Origin of the sequence: Rhizobium sp. TRM96647 (assembly GCF_025780115.1) — a bacterium.
GTDB lineage: Bacteria > Pseudomonadota > Alphaproteobacteria > Rhizobiales > Rhizobiaceae > Mycoplana.
This window is the reverse complement of sequence record NZ_JAOXHF010000011.1, coordinates 150326-167570: the sequence shown is the minus strand read 5'-3', so window position 1 is coordinate 167570 and position 17245 is coordinate 150326. Positions and strand designations below refer to the sequence as shown.

The 17245-nt window shown below is 65.8% G+C and carries 12 protein-coding genes, 1 tRNA gene and 1 pseudogene; 9 read left to right on the top strand and 5 right to left on the bottom strand.

From position 1 onward, the window contains the following. Positions 1 to 10: 10 nt before the first annotated feature. Positions 11 to 778, bottom strand: coding sequence for a cytochrome c biogenesis CcdA family protein (locus OCK02_RS19105; RefSeq protein WP_263814407.1), 768 nt, complete (start codon positions 776 to 778; stop codon positions 11 to 13). Between the two features lie 282 nt (positions 779 to 1060). Between OCK02_RS19105 and OCK02_RS19100 the strand changes: the two genes are divergently transcribed. The 3 genes and pseudogenes from OCK02_RS19100 (at position 1061) to OCK02_RS19090 (ending at position 2743) form a co-directional block, all read left to right on the top strand. Continuing rightward, positions 1061 to 1136, top strand: a tRNA-Lys gene (locus OCK02_RS19100). A 284-nt stretch (positions 1137 to 1420) separates the two neighbouring features. Then, positions 1421 to 2194 (top strand): NAD kinase, encoded by a 774-nt coding sequence (locus OCK02_RS19095; RefSeq protein WP_230803912.1) that lies wholly within the window; start codon positions 1421 to 1423, stop codon positions 2192 to 2194. A gap of 46 nt (positions 2195 to 2240) precedes the next feature. Further along, a pseudogene (locus OCK02_RS19090) lies at positions 2241 to 2743 on the top strand (hypothetical protein). A gap of 115 nt (positions 2744 to 2858) precedes the next feature. On the opposite strand, the gene prfB reads toward OCK02_RS19090, so the two are convergent. From prfB to OCK02_RS19075, 3 genes are all read right to left on the bottom strand, one after another. Then, a protein-coding gene (gene prfB / locus OCK02_RS19085) for a peptide chain release factor 2 (RefSeq protein ID WP_230803908.1) occupies positions 2859 to 3990 on the bottom strand; the annotation gives its coding sequence in 2 pieces (ribosomal slippage) (positions 2859 to 3920 and positions 3922 to 3990; 1131 coding nt in all). Positions 3991 to 4113: 123 nt separating this feature from the next. After that, a complete protein-coding gene (locus OCK02_RS19080) occupies positions 4114 to 6564 on the bottom strand; it encodes a penicillin-binding protein 1A (RefSeq protein WP_263814406.1) in 2451 nt (816 codons plus the stop codon). A 273-nt stretch (positions 6565 to 6837) separates the two neighbouring features. Beyond that, a complete protein-coding gene (locus OCK02_RS19075; RefSeq protein WP_412178864.1) occupies positions 6838 to 8094 on the bottom strand; it encodes an N-acetylmuramoyl-L-alanine amidase in 1257 nt (418 codons plus the stop codon). A 710-nt stretch (positions 8095 to 8804) separates the two neighbouring features. Here OCK02_RS19075 and OCK02_RS19070 point away from each other — a divergent pair. Then, entirely contained in the window at positions 8805 to 11690 is a 2886-nt protein-coding gene (locus tag OCK02_RS19070) for an Rne/Rng family ribonuclease (RefSeq protein WP_263814404.1), read from the top strand. 133 nt (positions 11691 to 11823) lie between these two features. Beyond that, a complete protein-coding gene (locus tag OCK02_RS19065; RefSeq protein ID WP_263814403.1) occupies positions 11824 to 12588 on the top strand; it encodes an SDR family oxidoreductase in 765 nt (254 codons plus the stop codon). Positions 12589 to 12622: 34 nt separating this feature from the next. Here the strand turns inward: OCK02_RS19065 and OCK02_RS19060 are convergent, their stop codons facing one another. After that, positions 12623 to 13774: a pyridoxal phosphate-dependent aminotransferase gene (locus OCK02_RS19060; RefSeq protein ID WP_263814402.1), complete on the bottom strand. Its 1152-nt coding sequence runs from the start codon at positions 13772 to 13774 to the stop codon at positions 12623 to 12625. Positions 13775 to 13992: 218 nt separating this feature from the next. On the opposite strand from OCK02_RS19060, the gene OCK02_RS19055 reads away from it, so the two are divergent. The 4 genes from OCK02_RS19055 to accC all read left to right on the top strand — a co-directional run bounded on the left by OCK02_RS19055 (position 13993) and on the right by accC (position 17239). Then, positions 13993 to 14757, top strand: coding sequence for a DsbA family protein (locus tag OCK02_RS19055; RefSeq protein WP_263814401.1), 765 nt, complete (start codon positions 13993 to 13995; stop codon positions 14755 to 14757). A gap of 210 nt (positions 14758 to 14967) precedes the next feature. Then, positions 14968 to 15405, top strand: coding sequence for a type II 3-dehydroquinate dehydratase (aroQ, locus tag OCK02_RS19050; RefSeq protein ID WP_263814400.1), 438 nt, complete (start codon positions 14968 to 14970; stop codon positions 15403 to 15405). Positions 15406 to 15429: 24 nt separating this feature from the next. Then, on the top strand, positions 15430 to 15885 hold the full coding sequence (gene accB / locus OCK02_RS19045) for an acetyl-CoA carboxylase biotin carboxyl carrier protein (RefSeq protein ID WP_263814399.1): 456 nt from the start codon (positions 15430 to 15432) through the stop codon (positions 15883 to 15885). A gap of 10 nt (positions 15886 to 15895) precedes the next feature. After that, positions 15896 to 17239, top strand: a complete 1344-nt coding sequence (gene accC / locus OCK02_RS19040) for an acetyl-CoA carboxylase biotin carboxylase subunit (RefSeq protein WP_263814398.1) — start codon at positions 15896 to 15898, stop codon at positions 17237 to 17239. The last annotated feature ends 6 nt before the right edge of the window (positions 17240 to 17245 follow it).

Sequence of the window (17245 nt, the reverse complement as noted above, 5' to 3'; positions counted from 1 at the left end):
CCTGATCTGCTCAGCCGATCTGCGACAGGATCGGGAAGGTCTGCTGGAACCAGATCGCCACCGAACTGATATAGCCGAACATGAAGGCCAGCCCGGTCAGGACGAGCAGCACGCCCATGATGCGCTCCACCATGCCGAGGTGCTTGCGGAAGCGCATCAGGAACCGCATGAAGGCGCCGGAAAAGCCTGCGGCGATCCAGAAGGGCACGGCGAGCCCCAGCGAATAGACGGCCAGCAGGGCTGCGCCCTCGCCCACCGTCTCGCGGGCGGCAGCGACGCCGAGGATCGCGCCGAGCACCGGGCCGATGCAGGGCGTCCAGCCGAAGGCGAAGGCCAGGCCCATCACATAGGCGCCGGACAGCGTCGCCGGCTTGCCACCGCCCTGGAAGCGCGCCTCGCGGGCGAACAGGCCAATCCGCAGCACGCCCAGAAAATGCAGCCCCATCAGGATGATGACGAGGCCGCCCACCTGCGCCAGGATATCCATTTGCCGCCTGAGCGCCATGCCGATCGTCGACGCACCCGCCCCAAGCGCGACGAAGACGGTGGCGAAGCCGAGGGTGAAACACAGGGCGGAGAACAGGACGGCCCGGCGCGCGCGGCCATCGTCCACAGCGACGGCACCGGCGCCGGCGACCGAACCGTTGCGGAACTGCTCGACGGAAATGCCCGCCATATAGCAGAGATAGGGCGGCACCAGCGGCAGCACGCAGGGCGACAGGAACGACAGGGTGCCGGCCAGAAGCGCGCTCAGCAGGGATATTTCGGCAATCGACAACTACTTCTCCACGGGAGGGCCGCGCCCGCCTTGGCGTCCGGCCCGCCTCTTCCCGGTCTCACCCGGATACCATGTACGACCGTTCGACGCCGGTTGCAGTCTTCTGCTTGCGGCGCGACGTCCATGGCATCCATAAACGCCCGGCCGGGCCGCGCCAAGCACGTTTCTCCGTGCGCGGCGAAATGCAGCAAAAGCCCGATTCGACGCGATTTTACGGGTTGACCGGAAAAAGACGCCTGCTATATGTCCGCCCACTTCCAGGGGGCCTGCGCCCGCTTTCGGGAGCGCGTAGCTCAGCCGGTAGAGCAACTGACTTTTAATCAGTAGGTCCAGGGTTCGAATCCCTGCGCGCTCACCAATAAAATCATTCATTTCGACGCAAGACCTGATGTTTTACTTCAGGAACGGCTCCCCTCATCCCGTCAAACCGGACGTCATTCTTTGCGCAACTGACCGAATGCAAACCGGTGGTCTCCTGTCGGCGGGCGCTTCGTCGGCTTTCCGGCAAGCGTTTGAAAAACATGATGCGCTTGCCGGCGCGGCGTGCCAAATAGACGTGCCTGCAGGCGTGCTCCTGCCGGCCCGGCCCGGGGAGCGGCCGGAGGGGCAGGACAGTCGGGCAGGAAGGCAGAAGCACAGAAGATGAGCCGCAAGATACGATCGCTATCGTTCGTCGCCTCGCAGGCACCGGAGGCGGAGCAGGCCCGCGACCAGCTGGTCGAACGCTACGGAGACGCCCTGCCGGAGGAGGCCGACGTGATCGTCGCGCTCGGCGGCGACGGGTTCATGCTGCAGACGCTGCATACGACCATGAACTCCGGCAAGATGGTCTACGGCATGAACCGCGGCTCGATCGGCTTCCTGATGAACCGCTTCAGCCTGGCGGACTTGCCCGCCCGCATCGAACGGGCGGTGGCCAACATCTGCCGGCCGCTGGAAATGCGCACGGTCGATGCCGACGGCCAGGTCAGCGAGGCGCTGGCGATCAACGAGGTCTATCTCTTCCGCCAGTCCTACCAGGCGGCCAAGCTGAGGGTCGACATCGACGGGCGGACGCGGCTGCAGGAACTGATCTGCGACGGCCTGCTGCTGGCGACGCCGGCCGGCTCGACCGCCTACAACCTGTCGGCGCACGGCCCGATCCTGCCGCTCGAGGCGCCGCTTTTGGCCCTGACGCCGGTCAGCCCGTTCCGGCCGCGGCGGTGGCGCGGGGCGCTGCTGCCGAACCGGGTCACCGTTGACATCGAGATCCTCGAGCCCGAGAAGCGGCCCGTCAACGCCGTCGCCGACTACACCGAGATCAAGTCGGTCCGCTCGGTGCGGATCGCCCAGTCGGAGAGTTCCACTGCCATCATCCTCTCCGATCCCGACCACTCCTGGTCGGAGCGCATCCTGTCCGAGCAGTTCCAGTACTAGCCCGGATCGAGCGCGAAGAACCAGCCAGGCACGAAAGGCGCAACAGATGTCCCGTCCCTTCCCCGCAATCATCGCCCTTACGGCCCTGCTTGCCGTCGCGCCTGCCGCGGTGGCGCAGGAACCCTCGCCGCTGCCTGCGAACGTGACCTTCGCCGTCAGCACCGGCTACTGGGAGGAACAGGCGGGCAATGAGGGCGGGAAGCAAGCCGCTTCCGCGCCGCGACGCCGGAGACGTCGGCGGTCCGGCGGGGCTACTACAAACTGTTCTCGCTGCGCCAGCCGGACGGCACGGCGCAGATCCATCTGCAGCGGATCGAGGCGACGTCCGAGGGACCGGCGATCGCCTCGTCGACGGAGCTGGAGGAATTCTCGACGATGAAGGCCTATGTCACCGATATCCGGCCGGAAAGCTCCGACGGCGTGAAGGGCCAGCCGGGCATGTTCGCCACCGTCCACCTCAAGACGGACCCGCAAGCGGCGGAATCGACCGCCTGGACGGTGCTGATCGACGATATCGGCGAACTGACGGTGGAGAAGGCCAGCAACTGAGCGGGACGCGGGGTGCTATCGCGTCCCCTGCAGGCCACCGGCATCGGCGCCTCCCGCTTCGGGAAACAGACGGCGCCTTGCGGCGCCGTCCTCTATCATTGGACCCGTATGTCGGTCAGGCCAGGTCGTCCACGACCGCGTCGGCGCCGCCGCTCACGCGGTGGGCGAGTGCGGCTTCCATGAAGTCGTTGAGTTCGCCGTCGAGCACGTCCGAGGGCGACGTGCTTTCGACGCCGGTGCGCAGGTCCTTGACCAGCTGGTAGGGCTGCAGGACGTAGGAGCGGATCTGGTGGCCCCAGCCGATGTCGGTCTTCGACGCGGCCTCGGCATTGGCGGCCTCCTCGCGCTTCTTCAGCTCGGCCTCGTAGAGGCGGGCGCGCAGCATGTCCCAGGCCTTGGCCCGGTTCTTGTGCTGCGAGCGTTCCTGCTGGCAGGCCACCACGATGCCGGACGGGATGTGCGTGATACGCACCGCCGAATCGGTAGTGTTGACGTGCTGGCCGCCGGCGCCGGACGAGCGGTAGGTGTCGATGCGGCAGTCGCTCTCGTTGATGTCGATGCTGATCGAATCGTCGACGACCGGATAGACCCAGATCGACGAGAACGAGGTGTGGCGACGGGCGTTGCTGTCGTAGGGCGAGATGCGCACCAGCCGGTGCACGCCCGATTCGGTCTTCATCCAGCCATAGGCATTATGGCCCTTGACGAGGATCGTCGCGGACTTGATGCCGGCCTCTTCGCCGTCGTGGATCTCCAGCAGCTCGACCTTGAAGCCCTGGCGCTCGGCCCAGCGGGTGTACATGCGCAGAAGCATGTTCGCCCAGTCCTGGCTCTCGGTGCCGCCGGCGCCGGAATGGACCTCGACATAGGTGTCGTTGCCGTCGGCCTCGCCGGACAGCATCGCCTCGACCTGACGGCGGTTGGCTTCCGTCCGCAGTTCCTTGAGCGCAGCCTCGGCATCCTTGACGATGTCGGCGTCGCCCTCTTCCTCACCGAGCTCGATCAGCTCGATGTTGTCCTTCAGCTGCTGCTCCAGCCCGCGCAGGCCGTTGATGCCGTCGTCGAGCTGCTGGCGCTCGCGCATCAGCTTCTGCGCTTCGGATGCATCGTTCCAGAGGCTCGGGTCCTCTGCCTTGTTGTTCAACCAGTCCAGTCGTCTTACCGCCTGATCCCAGTCAAAGATGCCTCCTCAGCAGGCTTATGGCCTGCTTGATTTCGTCGACTACGTTCTCGATTTCCGCGCGCATATCCGTTTTCTTCTGTGGTTTGCGAGTTGGCCCGTGAGATAGTCACATGGCCGAAAGATGTAAAGGCGGGCGTCGGAGAACGCCCGCCTTTTTCATTCTGTCTGTCCGGTCAGGACGAGTGGCTCAGAACAGGCCGCTCTGGCCGCCGGTGACGGCCTGGTTGGCCTGCGGCGAGCTGCGCAGGATCTCCTCCGGCTCCATGAACTCGTCGCCGCCGATGACCGAGAAGACGTCGGCCGGGCCGGTTCCGGGCTTGAAGGCTTCCATGATGGTGTCGGGATCGCCCTCGGATGCGGCCATGCCGGTCTTGCGGTCGACCGCGATCATCTGCATGCCTTCGGGCACGAGGAACTTGGTCGGCTGGGTGCCTTCGATCGCCGCCTGCATGAATTCGTTGAAGAGCGGCGCCGACAGAGAGCCGCCGGTCGAGCCACGTCCGAGCGGGGCCGGGCTGTCGAAGCCGATATAGAGGCCGGCGACGAGGTCCGGCGTATAGCCGACGAACCAGGCGTCCTTCTCGTCGTTGGTGGTGCCGGTCTTGCCGGCGACCGGGCGGTCGAGCTTGATCTTGCCGGCGGCGGTGCCGCGCATGACGACGCCTTCCATCATCGAGGTGATCTGGTAGGCGGTCATCGGATCGAGAACCTGCTCGCGGTTGTCGATCACGTTCGGCTCTTCCTGGTTCTCCCAGTCCTGGGCATTGCAGCCCTCGCAGGTCCGCTCCTCATGGCTGAAGATCGTCTTGCCGTAGCGGTCCTGGATGCGGTCGATCAGCGAGGGCTTGATCTGCTTGCCGCCGTTGGCGAGCACGGAATAGGCCGAGACCATGCGGAGCACCGTGGTCTCGCCGGAGCCGAGCGACATGGCCAGCACCGGATTCATCTTGTCGTAGACGCCGAAGCGTTCGGCATATTCCGCCACGAGGCCCATGCCCATGTCCTGGGCAAGGCGGACCGTCATCAGGTTGCGCGACTTCTCGATGCCGAGCCGCAGGGTCGAGGGGCCGGCCGAGCCGCCGCCGTAGTTCTGCGGGCGCCAGACCTCGCCGCCGGAAACGATCTCGATCGGGGCGTCCATGATGACGGAAGCGGGCGTGTAGCCGTTGTCGAGGGCTGCGGCGTAGACGAACGGCTTGAACGAGGAGCCCGGCTGGCGCATCGCCTGCGTCGCGCGGTTGAATTCGGACTGGCTGTAGGAGAAGCCGCCGACCATGGCGAGCACGCGCCCGGTATGCGGGTCCATCGCCACCAGCCCGCCCTGCACGCGCGGCGGCTGGCGAAGCCTGTAGCTGCCGTCGGTCTCCGTCGGCTCGACATAGACCACGTCGCCCGGTGACAGTACGCCTTCCGGCGAGCGGGCCGTCTTGCGGTCGCCCGTGGCCGAGCGGTAGGCCCATTTCATCGCGTCCGCCGCGATGCGGCCGGTGACACGCTCCTCGGCCACCTTGCCGGACGGTTCCTTGCGCGGCTGCAGGCCGATGTCGGCGCCCTCGGCGTCGGTCGCGAGCACCACGGCGAGCTTCCATTCGGGCACGTCGCTGTAACCTGCGACCTTGCTCAGCTCGATGCCCCAGTCGCTGCCGATCTCGACGGTCTTGATCGGGCCGTGGAAGCCTCGGCGCTCGTCATAGCTGATGAGGCCGCCCTGCAGGACCCTGCGGGCGATGACCTGCAGGCGCGGGTCGAGCGAGGTGCGCACGGACAGGCCACCTTCGTAGAGCGCGTTGTCCCCGTAGCGCTCGATGATCTGCCGGCGCACCTCCTCGGCGAAATAGTCGGAGGCGAAGAGATAGGAGCCGCGGTTGCGCGGCGTCACGCCGAGCGGCTGCTTCTTGGCTTCGTCGCCTTCGCTGCGGGTGACGTAGCCGTTCTCGACCATGCGGTCGATCACCCAGTTGCGCCGCTCGATCGCAGCCTCGGTGCGGCGGAAGGGATGATAGTTGTTCGGCCCCTTCGGCAGGGCCGCGAGATAGGCCGTCTCGGCGATCGAAAGCTCGGTGACCGACTTGTCGAAATAGGTGAGCGCTGCGCCGGCGATGCCGTAGGAGTTCATCCCGAAGAAGATCTCGTTGAGATAGAGCTCGAGGATGCGGTCCTTGGAATAGGCCTGCTCGATGCGGAAGGAGAGGATCGCCTCCTTCACCTTGCGGTCGATGGTCTGGTCGGAGGAGAGAAGGAAGTTCTTGGCGACCTGCTGGGTGATCGTGGACGCACCGACCGGACGGCGCCCGGAGCCCATCTGCTGGAGGTTGGTGACGATCGCGCGGAAGAGGCCCGTCACGTCGACGCCGGGGTGGTTGTAGAAGTTCTTGTCCTCGGCGGAGAGGAAGGCCGCCTTCACCCGGTCGGGGATGGCCTGGATCGGCAGATAGAGCCGCCGCTCGCGCGCATATTCGGCCATCAGCGCGCCGTTCGTCGCGTGCACGCGCGTGGTCACCGGCGGGGCGTAGCTGTTCAACACCTCGTAGTCGGGCAGATCCTTCGTGACATTGGCGAGATAGACCGCGACGATCGCGGCCACACCGAGGAAAAAGACGGTGCCAATCCCGAAAAAATATCCAATCAATCTGACCATGTGCCGTTACCGGTATCCTATCATTTCATCAGCCAGGACGATGAAGGCGCACCGCATCATGCGCGGGTACTGGCGACCTCGGCCATCGCGGCAGGCGACCAGAGAATTCGCCATCGAGTCGTCCGGATACATGACCCCGACTAGAGCCCCGAATGTGAGGAAAATAGGGCTTACTGCAAACAACGCGCGAAGGCCACGAAACAATTGCCCGTGCTGTCACTTTTTCGGCACATGCATGCAAACTGACAGAGCGGCGAACGGTTTCCCGGCGGATCAGCCGCCATTGGCAATGACGACCGAGCGATAGCGCTGCACCGCCTCGGCGATCAGGCCCGCAACCTTCTTCTGCCAGGCCGGGTCGAGCAGAAGCTGCTCGTCGTCCTTGTTCGACAGGAATCCGAGCTCGAGCAGGACGGAAGGCACGTCCGGCGCAGTGAGGACGCGGAAGCCGGCGTGGCGATGCGGATTGTTGATCAGCTTCACCTCGCCCTCGAAGGCGCCGACCACCTCCCTGGCGAGGCTGATGGAGAAGGCCTGGGTTTCGCGGCGGGTGAGATCGATCAGGATATCTGCGACCTCGGCCGGCTCGCCCTGCAACGGCATGCCGGCGATCTCGTCGGACAGGTTCTCGCGCGCGGCGAGGTTCGCGGCAAGGCTGTCGGAGGCCTTGTCGGAGATCGTATAGACGGTGGCGCCGCGGATATCCTTCTGCCGCAGGGTGTCGGCATGGATCGATATGAGCAGGTTGGCGCCCTGGTTGCGGGCGAGCTGGACGCGCTGCGACAGGGAGAGGAATTCGTCCTTGTCGCGGGTCAGCACCGCCCTCGTCGCGGGCGAAGCGTTCAGGGCAGTGGTCAGCTCCCGGGCGAAGGCGAGCGTCACCGCCTTCTCGTGGGTCCCCGTCGCCGCCCCTTGCGCGCCGTTGTCGATGCCGCCATGGCCGGCATCGACGGCGATCACGAACGTCCCGCCGTCGCCGGTCGCCGCTCCCGGCAGGACCGGCCGGGTCTCTGCCACCGCGGCGGCGTCCTTCCAGCTCTGGCCGCTGAGGAGCTTCGCAAACGCGTCCTCCGTCACGATCGCGGTGTCGACCACGAGCCGATAGCCCCCCTCCTCCTTGCGCACCTCGGAAGCGACGACGCTTGCGGGACGGTCGGCGGTGAGGACGATGCGGGACTTTCCAGCGGCCATGCCGCCGTAGCGGATGTCGGAGAAAAGCCCGCGTGCGGCGACGTCGTCCTTCTTCAGGGCGAACACCGTGTCGGGCAGATCGATCAGGATGCGGTAGGGATTGGCGACATAGTGCACCGAAATTTCCGGCCGCTTGTCGAAGTCGAGGATCAGTCGCGTGCGGGCGTCGTCGCCGGCGACCCGGCCGGAATAGGCGACCAGCGGCATCTTGTCGGCCGGAATGGAGGCGTCGGCCGGGATGGAGGCCGTCGGCACGTCCGTCCCCGCCGCTTGGGAGGGCGCGGGAACGAAGGCGAGGATGCCGGCCAGAAGGCACGCGACACCGGAAAGCCGGTGCATCGCAGAACGCCGCTTCGCCGCTTCGACCCTCACCCGGTCACTCCCTCGTCAAGAAACTGAACATCATGGCGCCGGGATCCAACCGCGATTCGGCCGCGCGCGCCAGCGGCGACACATCGGGCCGCCCGCGCACCAACTTGCATTCGCAGGGTTAACCAAAGCTTACCACCCGCCCGCACTCCATCCGGACCGGGGCCATTCCATCCGGCCGGATTCCATCATAATTGTGACGGCCAGGGCTTTTTCCTTGCCATTGTGACATATTGAACATAAAAGCGATTTCAAGGAAAAAGTACAGACGGGATAGAAGCCGCAGGCGGGCAGCCAACCATTTGGATTTGGCGCCGAAACTGGCCTTCATCCGCCGTCGCAATGCTTCTTCCCGAGCAATGGAATCGCGGTAATCCGGCGGTGGCCGGACCAAATTCAACGGTGGATATCCACCATGGGCACTCACGCCCGCTTCATCGGACCTTTTGGGTCTATGGCATTGGCATTCTCGTTTGGACGTTGATGTTGTCGCTGCGGTATTTGTCAGAGGTTAACAGGCTCCGGTGCGTGATCGTACCAGCCGTTGTCTGGCCGCGGCCCGCTCATCCAGCCCCGACGGGGAATCACTTATCCGGCGCAGCGCTCCCTCCCTCCGGTCCCCCGCCCTTTGGCGGGCGGTCGCCAGACAGGCTTGACCTGCGCCGAGGAGCAGAACTTTCATGGCAGACAAAATGCTTATCGATGCGTCTCATGCAGAGGAGACGCGCGTCGTTGTCGTACGCGGCAACCGCATAGAAGAATTCGATTTCGAATCCCAGCACAAGAAACAGATCCGCGGCAACATCTACCTTGCCAAGGTGACCCGCGTTGAACCGTCGCTGCAGGCGGCGTTCGTCGACTACGGCGGCAACCGGCACGGCTTTTTGGCCTTCGCCGAAATCCACCCCGACTACTACCAGATCCCGCTGGCCGACCGGCAGGCGCTGTTGCGCGCCGAGGCCGAGGAAGCCCGCCGCGACGACGACATCGAGCATGTCGAGACCGCACCGGTCCCCGCCCAGCCGATAAAGGTCAGGCAGGAAGCCGCAGACGAGCCGGAAACGGCGGTCGAGGCCGTCGCCGTCGAGGAAACGGTTGAAACCGCTCCCGCCGCGGAAGCTGCCGTCGAAGCCGAGGCTGCCCCCGTCGAAGAAGAAGCCAAGCCGAAGGCGAAGAAGCCCCGCAAGCCGCGCGCCAAGAAGGCCGCCGCGAAGGACGAGGCGACTGAAACGGCCGAGGCCGCCCCTGCCGACGACGAGGACGGCAAGACGCCGTCCGGCGACATGGCCGCCGCCGTCGACACCGACGTGATCTCCGAGGACGTGCGCAAGCGCCCGGACGACGACGACGATGACGACGACGATCACCACGAAGAAAAGGAAGTGATCGAATCGGTCGGCGCCGAGGACGCGATGGAAGAGGTTCCCGACCGCGCGGCGCGCCGCCCGCGCAAGCAGTACCGCATCCAGGAAGTGATCAAGCGCCGGCAGATCCTGCTGGTGCAGGTCGCCAAGGAAGAGCGCGGCAACAAGGGTGCGGCGCTGACCACCTATCTCTCGCTCGCCGGCCGCTACTCGGTCCTGATGCCGAACACCGCCCGCGGCGGCGGCATTTCGCGCAAGATCACCAACCCGCAGGACCGCAAGCGCCTGAAGGAGATCGCCCGCGACCTCGAGGTTCCGCAGGGCATGGGCGTGATCCTGCGCACCGCCGGCGCCAACCGCACCAAGGTCGAGGTCAAGCGCGACTTCGAATACCTGATGCGCCTGTGGGAGAACGTCCGCACGCTGACGCTCAACTCCACCGCCCCCTGCCTCGTCTACGAGGAAGGCTCGCTCATCAAGCGCTCGATCCGCGACCTCTACAACAAGGACATCGGCGAGATCGTCGTCGCCGGCGAGGAAGGCTACAAGGAAGCCAAGGGCTTCATGAAGATGCTGATGCCGAGCCACGCCAAGGTGGTTCAGCCCTATCGCGACATCCACCCGATCTTCTCGCGCTCGGGCATCGAGGCCCAGCTCGACCGGATGCTGCAGCCGCAGGTGACGCTGAAGTCGGGCGGCTACATCATCATCAACCAGACCGAGGCGCTCGTCTCGATCGACGTCAACTCCGGCCGTTCGACCCGCGAGCATTCGATCGAGGAAACGGCGCTGCAGACGAACCTCGAGGCGGCCGAGGAAGTGGCGCGGCAACTGCGCCTGCGCGACCTTGCCGGCCTCGTTGTCATCGACTTCATCGACATGGAGGAGAAGCGCAACAACCGCGCCGTCGAGAAGCGCCTCAAGGACCACCTGAAGAACGACCGCGCCCGCATCCAAGTCGGCCGCATCTCGCATTTCGGCCTGCTCGAAATGTCGCGCCAGCGCATCCGCGCCTCGGTGCTCGAAAGCACGATGCAGATCTGCTCGCACTGCAACGGCACCGGCCATGTGCGCTCGCAATCCTCCGTGGCGCTGCACGTCCTGCGCGGCATCGAGGAGTACCTGCTCAAGAACACGACGCACAACATCACCGTGCGCACGACCCCGGACACCGCACTCTACCTGCTCAACCACAAGCGCGGCACGATCGGCGACTACGAGACCCGCTTCGGCGTCCATATCGTCATCGACGCGGACGCCCATGTCGGCGCGCAGCACTTTGCGATCGACCGCGGCGAGCCGGTGGAGAACCCGGTCAGGATCGACCAGTTCGTCCAGTTCGCTCCCGAGCCCGATGAAGACGACGACATCGTCATCGAGGAGGAGATCGACGAGGAAGCCGAGGCCGTGAAGCCGGCGGCAGCCGCTGCCGCCTCCGACGACCAGGCCGGACGCAAGCGCAAGCGCCGCCGCCGCCGCCGCGGCCGTGGCGGCCAGGACGGCGCCGAGGGCAGCGACACCGCCTCCTTCGGCGGCGAACAGGCCGGCGACGAGGACGAGGACGGCGAGGATGCCGAGGGCGAGGCCGGTGAAGCCGATGGCGAGGGCGATGCCGCCCGCGTCGCCGCCGACGGCGACCAGTCCAAGCGCAAGCGCCGCCGGCGCGGCAAGCGCGGCGGACGCCGCAACCGCGGCGACGAAGGCGACATCACTGCAGACGCGGATGCGGCCGACGGCTTCGAAGACGAAGGCGAAGCAGCGGTAGAGGCAGAGGCCGAAGTCGCGGCAGCCGTCGACGACAACCTGGACGCGGCCGCCGAAGCTGCGATCGAGGGGCAGCCCGCCCCCGTCGAGGTCGTGGCCGAGGTGGCGGAAGCCCCGGCGCCGAAGGCCCGCCGGACCCGCAAGGCGAAGGCAAAGACCGGCGACGAGGCGGTTGCCGCAGAGCCCGTAGAGAAGGCTGCAGCGGACGCGGCGGCCCAGACCGCGGTCGAGGAACAGCCGGCGGAAGCGGCGGTCGAGCCTGCCGTCGAGGAAGCGGCAGCCGTGCTGGATGAGGCCAAGCCCGCCCGCGCCAACCGCGACCTTTCGACGATCGCAAGCGCGCCCGTCGTCAAGTCCTCGGCCAAGCCGGAAACCGAAGGCGACGAACCGGAAAAGCCCAAGAAGGGCGGCTGGTGGCAGCGCCGCGGCTTCTTCTGAGACGCCTGACATCACTGGAACAGAGGACCCGGCCTTCGCGCCGGGTCTTTTCGTTTTGCGCCGGAATCGGGTGGTTCCCCAATCGTGCGTCTGCGACACCGGCGCTCATCAGGAACCGGCAAGGGAGCCACCCATGACCCGCCTCACCAACAAGATCGCCATCATCACCGGCGCCAGCTCCGGGATCGGCCGCGCCGCCGCGCTACGCTTCGTGCGAGCAGGCGCAAAGGTCGTACTGTCCGCCCGTGGACGCGAACGGCTGGAGGCGGTCGCGCAGGAAATTCGCGCCGAGGGTGGCAGCGTGATCGCCGTTCCCGGCGATGTCGGCGAAGAGGTCCATCACAAGGCCCTTGTCGAAGCGGCGATGGCCGAATTCGGAGGCCTCGACATCGCCTTCAACAATGCCGGCACGACTGGCCCTGTCGGCCCCCTCCCCGAACTGTCGATGGCAGACTGGCAGGACGTACTGGCCGTCAACCTGACCAGCGGCTTCCTCGCCGCCAAGCATCAGTTGCCGGCCCTGGAGGCTCGGGGCGGCGGCGCCCTCGTCTACACCTCCACCTTCGTCGGCTACACGGCCGGTTTTCCGGGGCTCGCCGCCTATGCCGCCTCGAAGTCGGGCCTCATCGGCCTCGTGCAGGTGCTCGCATCGGAATATGGGCCGAAAGGCATTCGCGTCAACGCGCTGCTGCCGGGCGCGACCGACACGCCCATGGGGCGGACTGTCGCGAACACGCCGGAGGCGCGGCAGTTCATTGCCGGGCTCAATGCCTTCAAGCGCATCGCCGCGCCGGAGGAAATCGCCGAGGCCGCCCTGTTCCTCTGCTCCGACGCTTCCAGCTTCACCACCGGCACGGCGATGCTGGTCGACGGCGGCGTGTCGATCAACCGTGTATGAGACGGCAGGCCTGTTTGCTGAGAACGATGCCGTCTCAACCCAGCCAGCTTGCGAGGCGGTCGACGGCCTCGCTCATCTCCTCGAAAGAGCCGGCAAAGGAGAAGCGCATGGTGCGATGGCCGCCCACGGGGTCGAAGTCGTGCCCCGGCGTCGCCGCCACGTCGATTTCCGCCAGCATGCGCCTGGCAAAGGCCATGCTGTCGTTGGTGAAGCGGCCGGCGTCGACATAGGCGTAGAAGGCGCCATCCATCGGCGAGGCGATCGAAAAGCCGATCTCGGGCAGCCGGGTGGCGAGCAGGTCGCGGTTGCGGCGGTAGGCGTCGCGATGGAGGTCGAGCTCGTCGCGCGCGCCAAGTGCTGCAAGGCCGGCGAGCTGCGAGATTTCCGGCGCCGAGATATAGAGGCTCTGCGACAGCCGCTCGATCGAGCGGACGACGCCCTCGGGCAGCACCATCCAGCCGATCCGCCAGCCGGTCATGCAATAGTATTTGGAAAACGAGTTGATCACGACCACGTCGTCGGTCAGTTCCAGCGCGCTGGTCTCCTCGCCGGAAAACGTCAGCCCGTGATAGATCTCGTCGGAGATGAAGGCGATGTCGTTTTCCGTGCAGTAGTGCGCAAGCGCCTTCAGGTGGGCGCGGTTGGTGATGGTGCCGGTCGGATTGGCCGGGCTGGCGAGGAGCACGCCGGATAGCCTGCCGAACACGCTCTGCGCCGCCTCCAGGCTTTCCGGCGTGATGGTGAAGTCGTTCGCAGCGCTCACCTCGATCTCGATCGTCTCGATGCCGAGTGCTGCCAGGATGTTGCGGTAGGCCGGATAGCCCGGCCGCGCGATCGCGACCCGGTCGCCGGGGTCGAACAGCGTCAGGAAGGCCAGGTTGAAGCCGGCCGACGAGCCGGTGGTCACGGCGATGCGGGCCGGGTCGACCTCGACGCGGTGATGGCTGCGGTAGTGGTCGGCGATGCCGCGGCGCAGCGCGGCAAGGCCCAGCGCCTCGGTATAGCCGACCCGCCCGTCGGCAAGGGCTGCCCTTGCGGCATCGAGGGCGGCGCGCGGCGCCGGACAGGCCGGCTGGCCGACGGCCATCGAAATGACCGGGCGCCCCTGCGCACGCCGGCGCGTCGCGTCCGCCAGCACATCCATCGCATGGAAGGGTTCGACTGCGCTTCGTCGGGAGACTTTCATCTTCGCACCTGTCCTCGCTATTGCATGGGGCGACCGGGCTTCTTCGATGCCATATGCACTAGCCGCAAGAAAGGCCTGTTCACAATCCCGGGATGACCGGATTTTCGCCGTCTTTGCGGTTTCGTTTGCGACAACCGCGCCATATGGTGGCCGCGATGCGCCGAAAGGCGCGACGGATAACGGCCGCGGCATCCGCCTGACGGCACTACGAGGACAAGATGTTTCGCACCAAAGCCAAATCGTTCGCTGCCGCGCTCGCACTCGCCGGCGCCGTCTTCCTGCCGCTTCAGGCGCAGGCGCTCGACGACAAGCAGAAGGAAGAGTTCGGCGCCTATATCAAGGAATATCTGCTCGCCAACCCGGAAATCCTGATGGACATGCAGGAGGCCCTGCAGCAGAAGCAGGCCCAGCAGCAGCAGGAACAGGCCACGGCCGCGATCACCGAGAACAAGGCCGCCATCTTCAACGGCAAGGACGACATCTCGCTCGGAAACCCCGATGGCGACGTCACGATCGTGGAGTTCTTCGACTACAATTGCGGCTACTGCAAGCGGGCGCTTTCCGACATGGAAGCGGTGCTGGAAAACGACAAGAACGTGCGCTTCGTCCTGAAGGAACTGCCGATCCTCGGTCCTGATTCGCTGGCCGCCCACAAGGTCAGCGCGGCCGTGCGCGATCTGGCCCCGGAGAAGTATGGCGAGTTCCACCGCACCCTTCTCGGCGGCGAGGAGCGCGCGACGGAGGAGACGGCGATCGCGGTGGCGACCGGGCTCGGCCTCAGCGAGGCCGACATCCGCAAGCAGATGGAGACCAAGCCCCACGACGACGCCGTGCGCCAGGCCTATTCGCTGGCCCAGAGCCTCGGCATCACCGGCACGCCCTCCTACGTCATCTCGAACGAGGCGGTGTTCGGCGCAGTCGGCGTCGACGAGCTGACCGCGAAGGTGGCCAATGTCCGCGCCTGCGGCAAGGCTGTCTGCTGAGCCGGGGGGCGCAGCCCGACCAGAAAAACGATCCGCATGGTCCCGAACGACCCGCCCTGCCCCGGGATCATGCGCTTCCGCCATCTTTCCGCCATTCCCTTGCGGTTCAGCCTTCTTGGTTGTGGACAAGACGCGCGTGATTCCTTGGGGCTTTTCCTTGGGGAACCGGCGGTTTATAGGTAGCCCACGATCCAGCAAGCGGAAATCCGAATGGCATCCACCATCTTCGTCCTGAACGGCCCGAACCTCAATGCGCTCGGCAAGCGCGAGCCCGGGATCTATGGCGGGCATACGCTGGCCGATATCGAGGTCCTCTGCCGTGCCGAGGGCGAGCGGATCGGTCTTGCCATCGATTTCCGCCAGTCGAATCACGAGGGCACGCTGATCGACTGGATCCACGAGGCGGGCGACACGGCCGCCGGCATCGCCATCAACGCCGGCGCCTATACGCACACATCGCTTGCCCTGCACGACGCCATCAAGGCGATCAGCATCCCGGTCGTCGAACTGCACATTTCCAACGTCCATGCCCGCGAGGAAGTCCGCCACAAGTCCATGATCGCACCGGCGGTCAAGGGCGTGATCTGCGGGTTCGGCGAGCAGAGCTACATCCTGGCGCTCCACGCGCTGAAATCCATCACGAAATAAGAAGAGAATAAGAGGCTTACTCCTATGGCTGACAAGAAACAGGGCATCGATCAGGTGCTGATCCGCGATCTCGCCAACATCCTCAACGAGACGGACCTGACCGAGATCGAAGTCGAGCAGGACGACCTGCGCATCCGCGTCTCGCGCGCCGGCACGCCGCAGTACGTCAGCGCCCCTGTTCCGACCGCGGTCGCGGCCGCGCCGGTGGCCGTGGCGGCAGCCCCCGTCGCCGCCGTGCGCGACAACAAGAACGCGGTCACAGCCCCGATGGTCGGCACCGCCTACCTCGCACCCGCACCGGGGGCCCGCCCCTTCATCGAAGTCGGCTCCAACGTCCAGGAAGGCCAGACGATCCTCATCATCGAGGCGATGAAGACGATGAACCAGATCCCGGCGCCCCGCTCCGGCAAGGTCACCGAAATTCTCGTGGCAGATGCCGCGCCGGTCGAATATGGCGAACCGCTGATCGTCATCGAGTAAGGTCAGCCCGATGATCTCCAAAGTCCTCATAGCCAACCGCGGCGAGATCGCGCTCCGTGTCCTGCGGGCCTGCAAGGAACTCGGCATTGCCACGGTTGCCGTGCATTCGACGGCGGATGCCGACGCCATGCATGTCCGCCTCGCCGACGAGAGCGTCTGCATCGGCCCGCCGCCGTCGCGCGAAAGCTACCTCAACATCCACCAGATCGTCGCCGCCTGCGAGATCACCGGCGCCGACGCCGTGCATCCGGGCTACGGCTTCCTGTCGGAAAACGCCAAGTTCGCCGAGATCCTCGACGCGCACGGCATCACCTTCATCGGCCCGACCGCCGAGCACATCCGCCTGATGGGCGACAAGATCACCGCCAAGCAGACCGCTCAGGAACTCGGCATCCCCGTCGTTCCCGGCTCCGACGGCGAGGTGAAGCCCGAGAACGCGCTGGACGTCGCCCGCAAGATCGGCTTTCCCGTCCTCATCAAGGCGACCGCCGGCGGCGGCGGGCGCGGCATGAAGGTGGCTAGGACCGAAGCGGACCTCGACGAGGCCATCAACACCGCCCGCTCGGAAGCTGCAGCCGCCTTCGGCAACGACGCCGTCTACATGGAGAAGTACCTCGGCCACCCGCGCCACATCGAGATCCAGATCGTCGGCGACGGCTTCGGCAACGCGATCCATCTCGGCGAACGCGACTGCTCGCTGCAGCGTCGCCACCAGAAGGTCTGGGAGGAGGCCAACTCCCCTGCCCTGAACGTCGAGCAGCGGATGAAGATCGGCCAGGTCTGCGCCGACGCGATGAAGAAGATGAAGTATCGCGGCGCCGGCACGATCGAGTTCCTCTACGAGGACGGCGAGTTCTATTTCATCGAGATGAACACGCGCCTGCAGGTGGAGCACCCGATCACCGAGGCAATCACCGGCATCGACCTGGTGCACGAGCAGATCCGCGTCGCCTCCGGCGCCGGGCTGTCGGTCACGCAGGAGGAGATCGAGTTCTCCGGACACGCGATCGAGTGCCGCATCAATGCCGAGGATCCGCGCACCTTCGTTCCCTCGCCTGGCACGATCACGCATTTCCACGCCCCCGGCGGGCTCGGCGTGCGTGTCGATTCCGGCGCCTATCAGGGCTACAAGATCCCGCCCTACTACGACAGCCTGATCGGAAAGCTGATCGTGCACGGGCGCACCCGCGTCGAATGCATGATGCGGCTCCGCCGCGTGCTCGACGAATTTGTCATCGACGGCATCAAGACAACGCTTCCCTTGTTCCAGGATTTGATTTCCAATCAGGACATCGCCAACGGCGACTATGATATCCATTGGCTGGAGAACTATCTGGCCAAGACCAAGGCCTAGGGGAAG